Raw genomic sequence first — 13429 nt, 5'->3', positions numbered from 1 at the left:
GCGTCAGAATCCGAGCACGCCCACGCACGGCCCGATGAGGACGATCCAGGCGGCGGATGCCACGATCAGGATGCCGATGCCGACGCTGCGGGTCCTGCGGCTGAAGAGCAGGCCGATGCCCACGAGCACGGGAAGCGCGCAGACGAGGGTGAGCGTCAGGGCGGATCCGGCGCCCTGACCCATCGCGAGGACGAACCCGAGCACGAACGCGATCCCGATCGCGGCGCATCCGATGCCCGAGCCGATGCCGATGCCGGCGCCGGTGCTCAGGCCCGAGGCGGGCGTGCCCGGCGCCGGCCCTGCACCCGGCTGGAATGGTGCCGCCGGCGTCGCTCCGCCGCCCGGCACCGGCCCCGACTGAGGAATGGGTGGGATCCAGCCCTGCTCGGCGTTGCGCCCCTGACCATCGGGCTGCCCCGAGGGGTCGCGCGACCCCTCGTCGCCCGGCCCCGCCTGCTCGTCGTGGTCATCCGTTCCCGGCACCGCCCACCGTCCTTCCCTCGTCGATGTCCTGCTGCTGGTGGAGCACATGGTTGGCCTGATCGGGCGCCATCCGCTCGAGGAATCGCCCATGCGCGATCAGCCACACGATGCGCGCGACGAACAACGGGATGGTCACGAGCAGGAAGAGTTGCGGCCTGGTCAGGCCGATCCACGCCGCCTCGTTGCCCCGCACGAACTCGACCCAGAACCGGAAGACCGCGTACGCGCCGATGTAGAGCGTCAGGAGCTCGCCCGACGCGATCCGGGTCCGGCGCAACCACAGCCACAGCACGCAGAACGCGGCCGCGTGGAAGGCTATCTCGTACAGGAAGCTCGGGTGCAACGGCACCGCCGGGGGCACGCCGACCCTGGCTGCAGCCTCCGGCGACACGACCAGCCCCCAGTCGGCACCGGTCGGCGTGCCCGGGCGCTCGGTGAGGAAGCAACCGAATCGGCCGATGGCGAGGGCGACGGCGACGGCCGGCGCGAAGAGGTCGCCGGTGCGCTCCCGGTACCCGGTGAGGCGCTTGGCGACGTGCAGCCCGAGCCACGCCCCCACCAGCGCACTCAGGATCGATGCGTTGCCGCGCGCGAGCTGCTCGACGAGCGCGAGGTTCTCACGGGGGTCGAGGTGCTGGGCCCACGTGCCCAGCCGGGAGAACACGGCGGCGCCGAGCAGGGTCCCCGCGAGGAGCGCCGGGATCCGCGGGTCGGCGACCCCACGGCGCCGCTGCTCGATGAGGAACACGAGGCCGCCGGCCGCCAGCCCGACGGCGACGAAGACCCCATGCGTGTCGATCGCGGGCAGTGCGCTCCAGAACGCGTCGAGCGTCGGATACACGCGTCAGCCGATTCCGTGGGTGATCAGCGACATCCACATGCCGAGCCAGAGGGGCACGGCTGCGACGGCGAGCACCGCGAGGGCGATGAGGTACGCGAGCACGTTGCGGGTGTCGCCGAGCTTGCAGCGCGACTTCAACAGCCCGGCACGACGGGCACGGGCGTACCCGCGGATCGCGATGACGGCGAACACGAGCAGCGAAAGGGGCCCGAACACGCACGTGAGGAGCGCGATCGTCGCGAACACGCACAGGCGGAGCGGGTCGAACGGCAGCCCGACGTGCTCGTCGTATCGGCGCAACCCCGAATCCGTTGTCATCTCGATCGCCTCACGCCGGCTCGCCGACCGGGATGGCGTCGCCGAGCGGCACGCGCGACCGATCGCCGGCGCGGTCGGCCGCGTTGCGGGCCGTGGCGGTCGAGAGGCGCTGCCGCGCGAGGGGCGCCCACGCCTGCAGGGCGCAGAACGGCGCGCACTGGTGCGCTCCGGTGTCGTCGTTCACGGTCGCGACGTGGACGCAGCACTGGGTGAGACGCTCTTCGATCATCGTGTTCATGTCCATGAACGGCTTGACCGTGATGCGCAGGACGCGCTCGCCGAGGAACTTGCGCAGGCGCGTGTGCTGGCCGGGCAGCGCGGACGTCGCCAGCTTCGTGAGCGTGCCGATGCCGAGGTCGCAGTTGGTGCAGATATCGCGCCAGATGTCGGACATCGAGGGGTGCGAGAGGCTCGACTGCTCGCTGAACAGGTCGAGCAGCGAGTGCTTCACCGCCTCCTTCATCCGGGTGTTCACCTCGCTGTCGGCGATGCGGTTGGCGATGAGGTCGGGATTGAGGTCGAGGAAGTCCTTCAGCCGGTCGTGCCCCATGATGCTCGTCAGCGACTTCCACTGCTTGGAATCGTCGAGCAGGAAGTACCCGACCGAGCAGCAATGCGGGTGCGAGCACGGCAGCGCCGTGAGGTCCCTCCAGGTGATCTCGCCATTCGTCTGGAGCTCGAGGCGCTTCAGCACGCCGCCGTGGGTGAGCCGATCCTCCGGGTCGATGCCGGAGTTCCGGCCCGAGCCGAACACCGGCTGGATGGTCACACCGCCCACGTAGGGCGTGGTCATCGCCCGGCGGATGACCGCGCCGATCTCGCCGTCGTTCACGCCCTTCGCCGCCGTCATCGTGAGGGTCATGAAGACGCCGGCTGCGCTCAGCCGCTCGATCGCGCGCTCCTTGAACCGGCGGATGTCGGCCCCGCGATGGAACCGCGACGCCTCGGGACTCTCACCGTCGTACTGCAGGTACACCTCGACGCGCTCGCGGTGCCGCTTCAGGAACTCGACGAAGGCGTCGTCGTTCGCGATGCGGAGGCCGTTCGAGTTGATGAGGATGCGGACGATGGGGCGGGCGACCAACTGCTCCACGAGCTGCTCCAGCCACGGGTAGAGCGTCGGTTCGCCGCCCGAGAGCATGAGCACGTCGAGTCGCCCGTGCTCCTTCGCCAGCCGGTCGTCGACGGAGGCGAGCACCTCCGCGAGCGGGGCGGTCGCCGTGGCCGCCGGCCCGGACTCCGCGAAGCACGTCGGGCAGCGCAGGTTGCAGTGGTCGGTGAGGTCCTCCAGCAGGATGCAGGTGTGCTGCGTCTGCATCGCCGGGAGCCCGTCGAGATAGGCGCCGGGCACGGGCTTGAAGTTGCGGACGGCGTCAGGGGCGTGCCACTTGGTCGGCGCCGTCCATTGCTCGAGGTAGGCGAGCACTTCGGCGGACTCGTCGTACAGCGTGCGCACGATCCCGTGCTCGGGGCATCCGCGCTCCAGCCAGACCGAGTCGTCGTCGTAGGCCGCCAGCCAGCCAGAGAGGCGCTGCACGGTGTCCAGGTCGCGGTCGGGGTCGTCCTCGTGGCATCGCGGGCAGAAAGCGTTCACGTACCGGTGGATGCGGTAGTCCCGCAGCGCTCCCGCGACGTTCTGCGCACCCATGTCAGACCTCCTGCGACGGACCACGAGGAGGCAGCGCCCGCTCGGCTGTGTCGAGAGTACGGCACGGGCACCCGACTCTGCGGCAGCCCCGGGGAGCGCGTTCTCGAGTCGCCGGCGATCGACACTTGTGCGGCTCCTCGGGCCTCTCGACCGGTCTCCCGAACCATGCTCCCGGTCGCCCGGGCGCCGGGCCGCACGAGCGGGGCGGAGCGATCGCGCGACCACTCCACCCCGCCCGCTCGCCCGCCACGCCGGGCGAGCGTCAGCTGTCCGTCAGAAGGACGCCGGGATCACTCCGTCGTCGGTCTGGTACGCCGTCACCGGCGCGTGCGGGATCTCGTCCCAGCGGCTCGCGTCCTCCTGCTGGACCTCGCCGGTCGCCATGCCGAGGAGCAGTTCCTGCAGGGCGAGCACGTTCTGCTCGATCGACTTGCCGCGAGCCTTCTGGCCCAGGCTGCCGTCGGACGAGTTGCCGCTCGTCTCGAAGAAGATCGCCGGGTTGCTGTGGCCCTCGGGGTTGAGGCCGTCGTGGTCGAGCCCGAGCATCATGGCCGACACGACGCCGCCCTTGATGTCGATCTCGATGCCGCGGCCGACGTCGTAGCGATCGATGTTGATGTAGCCGTACTTCGAGAGCTCGTCGTAGACGTGCACCTGCATCTGACGGGTGAGCACGTCGTAGGCGCCGCCTTCGATGCCGGGCAGTGTGGGCCCGCCGGGAGCCAGCGAGATTCCGAGCGACAGCGTCACCTCGTCGCCGTCGCCGCGCTCGCGCTTCAGGCCCTGGTGGTGGATGTCGACGGCGAACACCGGGTCGACCATGGTCCAGTACTCGTAGAACGCCTCGGACTCGGCGGCCTCGAACTTGCCGACGCCCCAGTCGCGGTTGAGGTCGATGCGCTTGTTCGAGCCGTCCTGCAGGATCGTGTGGCGGATGTTCAGGTCGGTGCCGTCGGGGTTGTACGTCGGGATGACGTGGAAGGTGTACGTGTCGCGCAGCAGCGTCCAGTCGGGCGAGCCGTTGGTGCCGAGCTCCTTGAGGACGGCGAGCAGCGAGTCGGCGCCGTAGGGCTCGTTGCCGTGGATGCGGCCCTGCAGCCACACCGCCTCGGGCCCGGTGCCGACCGTGGCGACGTAGAGGTCGTTGCCCTGCTCTGACGTGTTCACCGCGGTGCCGATCTCGGCGAGCGTCGACACGTCGACACCGAACCGCGACGTGCGCTCGAGGCGGTCGAGCTCCTTCACGACATCGGCGTACGTGAGGATGCTCGCGATGTTGGTGTTCCCCTCGGTCGACGGGAACGTCGCGTCAGCCGTCGCCGGTGCGGCCGCGGCGAGGGGCGCTGCGATGGCGAACGCGGCGCCGGCCGCGAGCGCGGCAGCGGTACGTCGGCGGCGATTCGGTGATCTCGTGCTGATGGGCATCGCTGGTCTCCTTGCGTAGGGCATGCCGCGGTCGCGACACGAGACTCGAATCGGGGCCGGAACTCCGACTCGCAGGCCTTGAAGGGAGCCTACGGAGAGCGCTCTCCGCATCTCAATGGACACCCGTCCGCTTTGTTGAACGATCTTCGGGCCGCTCGTCCATTCCATTGCATGGAACCTGAGGGCCCCTCCGGAATGAGGGCTCGAAGCGCCGGACGCCCGGGCCGCGCGAGCGCGCGACCCGGGCGTCGGAAGCAGGCGAGCGGCCCCGAGACGCCCGGTGACTCGACCGCTAGGCCGCGGCGGCGTCCTCCTCGTCGGCCTCCGGCTGCTGCGGTGCGTCGGCGTTCACGCCGGCCGCGTACGCCGCACGCAGCGCAGCGCCCAGCTCGGGGTCCACGTTCGTCCAGTACTGGAAGAACCGCTCGCGGATGTCGTCGATCGAGATCGCGTGCGCCTGCCCCGAGAGGGTCTCGACGAAGCGCGCCTTCGCCTCGAGCGAGTACACGTCGCGGTAGAGCGTTCCCGCCTGGCCGAAGTCGGAGTCGTCCGAGCGGAGCGTGTACGCCGTGCGGACGAGCTCGCCGTCGGCCTCCCAGCCGCCTTCACCCGCGACATCCGGCGACGCCACCGGGCCGCCGAACGAGTTCGGCGCGTACACGGGCGCGTTTGGCGCACCGAAGTGGTACCGCGCGGCACCGTCCTGTGAGTAGTTGTGCACCGGCGCGGCATGCGGCGCGTTGACGGGCAGCTGGTTGTAGTTCGTGCCCACGCGGTAGCGCTGCGCGTCGGGGTAGCTGAAGACGCGCGCCATCAGCATCTTGTCGGGGCTGATCGCGATGCCCGCCACGGTGTTCGCCGGCGAGAACGCCGCCTGCTCGATCTCGGCGAAGAAGTTCTGCGGGTTGCGGTCGAGCGTGAGCGTGCCGACCGGGATCAGCGGGTAGTCGGCGTGCGGCCACACCTTGGTGAGGTCGAACGGGTTGAAGCGGTACGTCTTCGCGTCCTCGTAGGGCATGACCTGCACGAAGAGGTCCCACTTCGGGAACTCGCCGCGCTCGATCGCCTCGTACAGGTCGCGGCGGTAGAAGTCGGCGTCAGCGCCCGCGATGGCCTCGGCGGTCGCGGCATCCAGGTGCAGGTCGCCCTGCTGCGAGCGGAAGTGGTACTTGACCCAGAACAGCTCGCCGGCGGCGTTGATCCACTGGTAGGTGTGCGAGCCGTAGCCCTGCATCTCGCGCCACGACTTCGGCAAGCCGCGGTCGCCCATGAGGTAGGTGACCTGGTGGGCCGACTCGGGCGAGAGCGTCCAGAAGTCCCACTGCATGTCGGCGTCGCGCAGGCCCGAGCCCGGCAGGCGCTTCTGCGAGTGGATGAAGTCGGGGAACTTGATGCCGTCGCGGATGAAGAACACCGGGGTGTTGTTGCCGACGATGTCGTAGTTGCCCTCAGTCGTGTAGAACTTCAGCGAGAAGCCGCGGACGTCGCGCCAGGTGTCGGGCGAGCCCTGCTCGCCGGCGACCGACGAGAACCGCAGGAGCGTCTCGGACTCGGCGCCGGGCTGGAACACGGCCGCGCGGGTGTACGCCGAGACATCCGCGGTCACCTCGAAGCGGCCGAACGCGCCGCCGCCCTTCGCGTGCACGATGCGCTCGGGGATGCGCTCGCGATTGAACTGCGCGAGCTTCTCGACGAGGTACCGGTCGTGCAGCACCGTGGCGCCGTCGGCGCCGACCGTGAGCGAGTGCGCGTCGCTCGCGACCGGCGTGCCGGTCTGCGTCGTGGTGACGGGCGGGGTCGTGGGGTTCGACATGTCGTCCTTCTCTTCTCGGTGGGTGGATGCCGCGACCACGGCGGCGCGCGACGTGCGGGCACGACGAGCACCGCCCCGGTCGGGCGGTCGGCGCGCGGGGCGCCGGGGCGAGCGGATGCCGCGGGCTAGCCCGCGGCCTGCCGCTGGCAGTCGGCGCAGAGGCCCCAGAAGGTGACCTCTGCGGTGTGGATGGCGAAGCCGCCCGTGTCGGATGGCACGACGCAGGGGGGTTCGCCGATGACGCAGTCGATGTCGGCGACGACGTGGCAGCGCGTGCACACCACGTGGTGGTGATTGTCGCCGATGCGGCTCTCGTAGAGAGCGGGTGACCCGGCGGGTTCGATCCGGCGCAGGAGGCCGGCGGCGCTCAGCGCGCCGAGCACGTTGTAGACGGACTGCAGCGAGACGCCGGGCAGGGTGGCGACGACCCGCGCGTGCACGGCATCGGCGTCGAGGTGCCCGTTGCCGGTGACCGCGTCGAGCACGGCGAGCCGCGGCGCCGTCACCTTGAGCCCGGCGGCGCGCAGGTGCGCGTCGGCCGGCTCGAGGGTGGCGTCGCTCGTCATGCCTCGAACATATCAGTTGTTTTGAGTCGTTCAAAACAACTGAGCGGATGTCGCGACTCGGGGCGTACGCCGGGCCGGGCCAAAGCCCGTGCATAGCCGGCCCGTCGAGGCTGCGGGCATGCGGGACATCCGTCTCGCGCGAATGCCCGGAGGACCGAGATGACCAGCACGACCCCGGCGGCGTCGAGCACGCCGACCGCCCCGACCGAGCCGATCCCGCCGAGGCCCGCCGACGCGAACCCGCCCGTGTTCCATCCGGCGCCCGGCACCCCTGCCGGCGGCGGCGTGGTTCCGCCGACCGCCGCGACGCCCCGTACGCCGGAGCGGACTCCGTGGTACCGCCGCGCCTGGGTCCTCGCCATCGGCGCCCTGCTGCTCGCGCTGCTCTGCTTCGCGAGCGGATTCGTCGCGGGCAACGCCGCCGCGCTGTTCAACGACATCGCGGGCGTTCCGGCAGGCGGGCCCACGGGACCGGGCTGGATGGACGGCGACGGCGACGGCTCCGGGCCCGGTCGTCCCGACTTCGGCGACCGCGGCTTCCCCGGCCAGAGCGACACCGACGGCGGCACGTCCGACGGCACCCTCTGGGTGGGCTGACCCGAGCGGATCAGCTCGCGTCGCGCGCCGCGATCCAGGCTCGCACGATGCCCTGCAGCGCCTCGCGCTTGCGCTCCAGGTCGTCGGCGTCGGCGAACTTCGCGACACGGGAGACGTCGCCCTCGCCCTCGAGGAGGCCCTCGGGATCGGGAAGCTCGGCACCCTGATGGAACATGAGACTCACGTGCTTGGTCGACTTCGGATAGAACGAGGCGATGTTCCCCCGGTACATGAACGTCGGCGCCTGCCACTTGATCGTCTCGGTGACGCGCTCGTCGGCGGCGAGGACGGCGTCGCGGACGGCCATCACGAGGTCGCGCTGGGGGTTGTCGTAGCGCTCGAACCAGGCGTCCACGGTCGGGTCGTGCCGCTCCATGCCCGCAGTATCCCACCGGTGCACCGGGCCCGGCCAGCGCCGGGCGTAGCCTGAACCGGTGGACCTCACCGAACTCGTCGAGCTTCGGGGCGGCACGTTCCTGATGGGTTCCGACCGGCACTACCCCGAGGAGGCGCCGCAGCACGAGCGCCGCGTGAAGCCGTTCGCGATCGAGCGGCATCCCGTCACGAACGCCCGATTCGCCGAGTTCGTCGACGCCACCGGGTACGTCACCGTGGCGGAGCGCGAACTCGACCCGGCGGAGTTCGCCGGCGCCGATCCGGCCGAGCTCGTGCCGGGCTCGCTCGTGTTCACGCCCACCACCGGACCCGTCGACCTGAACGACTGGCGGCAATGGTGGCGCTGGGTGCCGGGCGCGCAGTGGCGCCATCCGTTCGGCCCCGACTCGTCGATCGACGACCGGCTCGATCACCCGGTCGTGCACGTGGCCTACGCCGACGCCGCCGCCTACGCCGAATGGGCCGGGCGCCGGCTGCCCACCGAGGCCGAGTGGGAGTTCGCGGCACGCGGCGGGCTCGACGGCGCCGAGTTCGCCTGGGGCGACGAGCGGATGCCGCGGGGCGAGGTCATGGCGAACACCTGGGTCGGCGCGTTCCCGTACCGCAACGAGGGCTGGGGCGGCACCTCACCGGTCGGGTCGTACCCGCCGAACGGCTACGGCCTCGCGGACATGATCGGCAACGTGTGGGAGTGGACCGTCGACGCGTTCACGCCCCGCCATGTGCCGCCCGGCGCGGCATCCGTCGACCGCGGCGAACGCCGCGACCTGCTCGCCGGGGCGCGGGCCTCGCAGGCGATGCGCGTCACCAAGGGCGGATCGCACCTCTGCGCGCCCGAGTACTGCCGCCGGTATCGCCCGGCCGCGCGCTCCGCGCAGGCCGAGGACTCGGCGACCACGAACCTCGGGTTCCGCTGCGCACGCTGAGGTGGCGGGGCTACCCGTCGGACGTGAGCCCTTCGGGGTTGGGCACGTAGTCCCAGCGCTCCCCGCGCTCCCACGCGTCGACGACGTTGCCGTACGCCGGGATACCGCCCGCGCGCTTCAGCATGCTCGCCAGATGGAGCTGGTTGTACGTCGCGAAGGTGAGGCTGCGGTTCGTGAAATCGGTCTCGGGGCCGCCCGACTCTGCGTCGAGGTAGCTCGGCCCCGGACCGACGGCACCGATCCAGCCGGGGCCCGAAGCCGGAGCGATCGTGAAGCCGATGTGCTGCAGGCTGAAGAGGATCTTGCCCGCACAGTGCTTCAGTCCGTCCTCGTTGCCCGTGATGATCGCGCCGCCGACCTTGCCGTAGTAGGCGAACTGGCCCCGGTCGTTGGTCTCGCTCGACATCGAGTCGAGCCGCTCGATGAGCTTCTTCGTGATCGAGCCGATCTCGCCGAGCCAGATGGGGCTCGCCACGATGAGGATGTCGGCGGCGCGCACCCTGGGCCAGATCTCGTCGGGCCACGCATCGGCGGGCCATCCCTCCTTGCGCATGTCCGGCGAGACCCCGGTCGCGACGTCGTGATCGATGAGCCTGATGGCGTCGACCTCGACCCCTCGCAGCCGCATGAGGCGCGCGCTCGCGTCGATGAGCGCCTGGGTGTTGCTCGTCGCCGGACTCCGCTTCAACGTGCAGTTGATGAAGAGGGCGCGAAGGTCCGAGAAGTCGGGCACGGTGGTATCGGTCATCGCGCGATCGTATGGAGGATGCGCGGGCGCCGCGACGGGGTTGACCTGCGGCCGGTGGCCGCGCAGCCGCTCAGTACTGGAGCAGGCTGCGGATCTCGTAGCGGTCGCCGAGCCGCGCGCGTCCGTCGAGCGCCTCGAGTTCGATCGCGACCGAGATGCCGGCGACGCGCCATCCGGCCCGCTCGGACAGCCGCGCCGCAGCCTCGACGGTGCCGCCCGTGGCGAGCACGTCGTCGACGATGAGCACGCGCGACCCGGGCGGGAGCTCGCCCTCGTGCACCTCGAGCGCCGCCGTGCCGTACTCGAGCTCGTACTCCTCGCGGATCACGGCGCGCGGGAGCTTGCCCGCCTTCCGGACCGGCAGGACGCCCGCGCCGCACAGCGCCGACGCGGCGCCGGCGAGCAGGAACCCACGCGCCTCGACGCCGGCGAGGACGTCGAAGCGGCCCTCGAACGGCGCCGTCAGCGCCTCGGCGAGCGCGTGGAAGGCCGGTCCGTCGGCGAACACCGGTGTGAGGTCGCGGAACACGACGCCCGGTTCGGGGAAGTCGGGGATCGTCGCGAGCTTCGACTCGACGAGGGCGCGGACCTCGGACTCGTGCATCCGGCAAGGGTATCGGGCCGGGTGCGCGGGAGGCGTCAGTGCACGAGCGAGCTCAACCAGATCACGAGCAGCCCGAGGCTCGCGGTGACCAGTGCGCTGAGGATGCGCCACCCCCACGGCCCGCCGCGCCGCGCGGCCGTCCACCAGCCGATCACGGCCAGCACGAGCACGCCGACCCACAGGGCGATGTAGTACGCGACGTACTCGTCGATCCAGCCGAGCGCGGCCATGCCCAGGAACGCGGTCGGCAGCACCATCGCGAGGAGCATCCGCGACGAGTCGACGGCCGAGCGCCGGGCCGCGGCGAGGATCGCGCGCCATCGGGGCCGACCCGACTCGGGACCCTCCTCGCGCGCGATCGTGCCGGCGTAGACGTGCGCGAGCCAGAACACCCCCGTCGCGCCGAGCGTGAACAGCAGCACCTCGAGGTCGGTGTCGTCCTCCCAGCCGACGGCGATGAGCGCACTCACGAGCACGACGCCGTAGATCGCGGACTCGGTCCGGGCCGCGCGCAGCACGAGCAGCGCCGGCCGAGCGACCGCGGCGGGCACCGTCGGGGCGCCGGGGCGTCCGTTCCTCGAGCGAGCGGACGGGACGTCGGCTGCCGCGCCGGTCGCCGCGCGGGTCGTGTCGGTCGTGTCGGTCGTCTCGTCGTCCTGCATCGGATCGCCCTCCCCCGGATGCTCGCGCGTGCGGCATCCGACTACGCCGCAGGCCGCTGCGGCGTCCATCCTTCGACGGATGCCACGGCCGGCCGCGCTTGCGAGGATGGAAGCACCCCACCCCCAGGAGCATCGTGTCACCCCAGCGTCTCTTCCGCAGCCTCGCGATCGCCGAGGCGATCACCTGGACCCTCCTCATCACCGCGCTCGTCCTCCGCGCGACCGTCGGCCTCGACCAGGCCGTGCTCGTCGGCGGATCCATCCACGGATTCGTGTTCCTCGCGTACGGCGCCACCGTGCTGCTCGTCGGCGTGAACCAGCGCTGGAGCATCGGCCTCATGGCGCTCGGCGTCGTCACGGCCGTGGTGCCGTACGCGACGGTGCCGTTCGAGCTGTGGCTGATGCGCCGCGGCCGTCTCGAAGGCGACTGGCGCCGCGAGGCGACCGAGCATCCCGCCGACGGCAACGTCGTGAACCGGCTGCTGCGCTGGGGCCTCGGCCGACCGGTGCTGCTCACGGTGCTCGGGGTGGTGGGCGTGGCAGCCGTCTTCACGGCGCTGCTCATGGTCGGTCCGCCCGGCGGCCGCGAGGCCTGACCCGCGTCGCCGAGGCGCGCGCTCGGCGAGAATGGGCGCATGCCCATCCTGAACAAGGACATGCAGGTCTGCATCTCGCTCTCCGGACGCCCGTCGAACCTCGGCACCCGGTTCCACAACTTCCTGTACGACGAACTCGGCCTGAACTTCCTCTACAAGGCGTTCACGACCGACGACCTCGAGGGCGCGATCCGCGGCATGCGGGCGCTCGGCTTCCGGGGCTGCTCGGTGTCGATGCCGTTCAAGGAGGCCGTGATCCCGCTCGTCGACGTGATGGAGGAGTCCGCCGCGGCCATCGAGTCGGTCAACACGATCGTGAACGACGGCGGACGACTCTCGGCATCCAACACCGACTACGAGGCGGTCGCGCAGCTCATCGCCGAGCACGGGCTCGACCCGGCCGCGCGCGTGATCGTGCGCGGGTCGGGCGGAATGGCGAAGGCGGTCGTGGCGGCGTTCCGCGGCGCAGGGTTCGCCGACCTCACGGTGCTGGCGCGCAACGCGCAGGCCGGGCCGGCGCTCGCCGAGAAGTACGGCTACGCGTGGGCGAGCGAGGAGCCCGAGCCATCCTTCGACGTCATCGTCAACGTCACCCCGCTCGGCATGCAGGGGGCGGATGCCGCGGCGCTGGCCTTCGACGGGCCGTTCATCGAGCGCGCCTCGACGGTCGTCGACGTCGTCGCGTTCCCCGCCGAGACGCCGCTCATCCGGGCCGCGCGCGCCTCCGGCACCCCCGTCATCACCGGAGCCGAGGTCATCGCGCTGCAGGCCGCCCGGCAGTTCGAGCGCTACACGGGCGTCGCGCTGACGCGCGACCAGGTCGAACGCGCCTCGGCGTTCTCCCGCGCCGAGTAGCGGCCGCACGAGTTCGCGCTGCATGAGAGGCACGCAGGTGGTCCGCCGGGCGGACTCATCCGGTGGGAGGCGCCTCTTGTGCGCAGATCTCCTCGAGCTCGGCGTAGTACTCGGCGAGCGGCGGCAGGCCGGCCTCGGCGCGGCGCTCGTCGATCGTCGACTCGTCGGCGATCGGCGTGCTCGGCGCCGGCCCGTCGGGACCGCATCCGATCTGCGTGCCGTACGTCTGCGGCTGCCCGGTGTTCACCGCGACGCGATCGGTGAGGTAGGCGAGGTCGCCGGGCGACCCCTCGCCCTCGGCGACGGCGAGCTCGAGCAGCTCGAGCGCGCGCTGCTGGAACTCGGGCTCGAGGTCGGAGTGCTGCGCGATCGCCCACGCGGCCGTCGCGGCCTCCTCCCCGACGGCCGACTGCGTCGGCCAGCCGTGCGCGTCCATGATCTCGCGCAGGCGGGCGGTGCGCGCCGCGTCGCCCTCCGTGTCCTCGCCGCCGGTGCGGCCGGCCTGATCGCGCTCGAGCATCGCCAGCAGCTCCTCCTGCAGTTCGCCGTCGGGATCGGCGTCGGCCGGCATGAGCGCCGGTGCCGCAGTCGGCGACGGGGGCGGCGAGGTCGAAACGGGCGCGGAGGCCGGGCCGCCCACGAGCGCGCATCCGGACAGGAGCAGCGCGATGCACGCCGCCGCACCGAACAGTTCGGCGGATCGAGGCGACCTCCTCGGCGTCCCCATGTCCACATCCTGACCCGCGGACGTCACGACCGCATCACGATGCGCCGGCGTGAAGGGGGTGACGACGGTTGTTGCGGGTGGGGACGGGATGGCACCCGCAACGACTGTCCACACGAGGACCACACGAGCCGAGAGGCCCCGGGCTGCTCACGTGAGCAGCGCCGGTAGACTGGGCGGGTCCGGCATCCGCCCCGCGGCATCCGCTCGCCGCCGTTTCTTGGAGC

General features: G+C 71.4%; 16 protein-coding genes. 4 read left to right on the top strand and 12 right to left on the bottom strand.

Going from position 1 to position 13429, the window contains the following annotated elements; all coding sequences use genetic code 11:
• Positions 1-3: 3 nt before the first annotated feature.
• The 7 genes from ACFQ58_RS03840 to ACFQ58_RS03810 all read right to left on the bottom strand — a co-directional run bounded on the left by ACFQ58_RS03840 (position 4) and on the right by ACFQ58_RS03810 (position 7094).
• Positions 4-483 (bottom strand): hypothetical protein, encoded by a 480-nt coding sequence (locus tag ACFQ58_RS03840; RefSeq protein WP_376949716.1) that lies wholly within the window; start codon positions 481-483, stop codon positions 4-6.
• Complete coding sequence (locus tag ACFQ58_RS03835) at positions 467-1324, bottom strand: prolipoprotein diacylglyceryl transferase (protein ID WP_376949714.1); 858 nt, start codon at positions 1322-1324, stop codon at positions 467-469. The genes ACFQ58_RS03840 and ACFQ58_RS03835 overlap by 17 nt, the downstream gene beginning before the upstream one ends.
• 3 nt (positions 1325-1327) lie before the next feature.
• On the bottom strand, positions 1328-1642 hold the full coding sequence (locus ACFQ58_RS03830) for a hypothetical protein (protein WP_376949712.1): 315 nt from the start codon (positions 1640-1642) through the stop codon (positions 1328-1330).
• Between the two features lie 10 nt (positions 1643-1652).
• Positions 1653-3290, bottom strand: a complete 1638-nt coding sequence (locus tag ACFQ58_RS03825) for a radical SAM protein (protein WP_376949710.1) — start codon at positions 3288-3290, stop codon at positions 1653-1655.
• A gap of 273 nt (positions 3291-3563) precedes the next feature.
• Positions 3564-4715 carry a M14 family zinc carboxypeptidase gene (locus ACFQ58_RS03820; RefSeq protein ID WP_376949708.1) on the bottom strand — a complete coding sequence of 384 codons (1152 nt, stop codon included), beginning with the start codon at positions 4713-4715 and terminating at the stop codon, positions 3564-3566.
• A gap of 292 nt (positions 4716-5007) precedes the next feature.
• The gene (locus ACFQ58_RS03815) at positions 5008-6528 is read right to left on the bottom strand and encodes a catalase (RefSeq protein ID WP_376949706.1); all 1521 of its coding nucleotides are present in this window, start codon (positions 6526-6528) and stop codon (positions 5008-5010) included.
• A 125-nt stretch (positions 6529-6653) separates the two neighbouring features.
• Positions 6654-7094, bottom strand: coding sequence for a Fur family transcriptional regulator (locus ACFQ58_RS03810; RefSeq protein WP_376949704.1), 441 nt, complete (start codon positions 7092-7094; stop codon positions 6654-6656).
• Positions 7095-7253: 159 nt separating this feature from the next.
• Here ACFQ58_RS03810 and ACFQ58_RS03805 point away from each other — a divergent pair, with 159 nt between their 5' ends.
• Entirely contained in the window at positions 7254-7691 is a 438-nt protein-coding gene (locus tag ACFQ58_RS03805) for a hypothetical protein (RefSeq protein ID WP_376949702.1), read from the top strand.
• A gap of 10 nt (positions 7692-7701) precedes the next feature.
• Here the strand turns inward: ACFQ58_RS03805 and ACFQ58_RS03800 are convergent, their stop codons facing one another.
• Positions 7702-8067, bottom strand: coding sequence for a DUF1801 domain-containing protein (locus ACFQ58_RS03800; protein WP_376949700.1), 366 nt, complete (start codon positions 8065-8067; stop codon positions 7702-7704).
• A 103-nt stretch (positions 8068-8170) separates the two neighbouring features.
• On the opposite strand from ACFQ58_RS03800, the gene ACFQ58_RS03795 reads away from it, so the two are divergent.
• Positions 8171-9013, top strand: a complete 843-nt coding sequence (locus tag ACFQ58_RS03795) for a formylglycine-generating enzyme family protein (RefSeq protein ID WP_376950330.1) — start codon at positions 8171-8173, stop codon at positions 9011-9013.
• A gap of 10 nt (positions 9014-9023) precedes the next feature.
• Here ACFQ58_RS03795 and ACFQ58_RS03790 read toward each other — a convergent pair whose 3' ends face one another.
• The 3 genes from ACFQ58_RS03790 to ACFQ58_RS03780 all read right to left on the bottom strand — a co-directional run bounded on the left by ACFQ58_RS03790 (position 9024) and on the right by ACFQ58_RS03780 (position 11027).
• The gene (locus tag ACFQ58_RS03790; RefSeq protein ID WP_376949698.1) at positions 9024-9761 is read right to left on the bottom strand and encodes a flavodoxin family protein; all 738 of its coding nucleotides are present in this window, start codon (positions 9759-9761) and stop codon (positions 9024-9026) included.
• A 70-nt stretch (positions 9762-9831) separates the two neighbouring features.
• On the bottom strand, positions 9832-10365 hold the full coding sequence (locus tag ACFQ58_RS03785; protein ID WP_376949696.1) for an adenine phosphoribosyltransferase: 534 nt from the start codon (positions 10363-10365) through the stop codon (positions 9832-9834).
• Between the two features lie 35 nt (positions 10366-10400).
• A complete protein-coding gene (locus tag ACFQ58_RS03780; RefSeq protein WP_376949694.1) occupies positions 10401-11027 on the bottom strand; it encodes a hypothetical protein in 627 nt (208 codons plus the stop codon).
• 134 nt (positions 11028-11161) lie between these two features.
• Between ACFQ58_RS03780 and ACFQ58_RS03775 the strand changes: the two genes are divergently transcribed.
• Both ACFQ58_RS03775 and ACFQ58_RS03770 read left to right on the top strand, forming a co-directional pair.
• Entirely contained in the window at positions 11162-11623 is a 462-nt protein-coding gene (locus tag ACFQ58_RS03775; RefSeq protein WP_376949692.1) for a DUF3817 domain-containing protein, read from the top strand.
• Between the two features lie 39 nt (positions 11624-11662).
• Positions 11663-12478, top strand: coding sequence for a shikimate 5-dehydrogenase (locus tag ACFQ58_RS03770; protein WP_376949690.1), 816 nt, complete (start codon positions 11663-11665; stop codon positions 12476-12478).
• Between the two features lie 55 nt (positions 12479-12533).
• Here the strand turns inward: ACFQ58_RS03770 and ACFQ58_RS03765 are convergent, their stop codons facing one another.
• Positions 12534-13205, bottom strand: a complete 672-nt coding sequence (locus tag ACFQ58_RS03765) for a DUF6624 domain-containing protein (RefSeq protein WP_376949688.1) — start codon at positions 13203-13205, stop codon at positions 12534-12536.
• Positions 13206-13429 lie beyond the last annotated feature (224 nt).

Origin of the sequence: Agromyces sp. NPDC056523, from assembly GCF_042794545.1 — a bacterium.
Taxonomy (GTDB): domain Bacteria; phylum Actinomycetota; class Actinomycetes; order Actinomycetales; family Microbacteriaceae; genus Agromyces.
The sequence above is the reverse complement of the archived record's forward strand: the minus strand, read 5'-3'. Positions and strand labels throughout refer to the sequence as shown.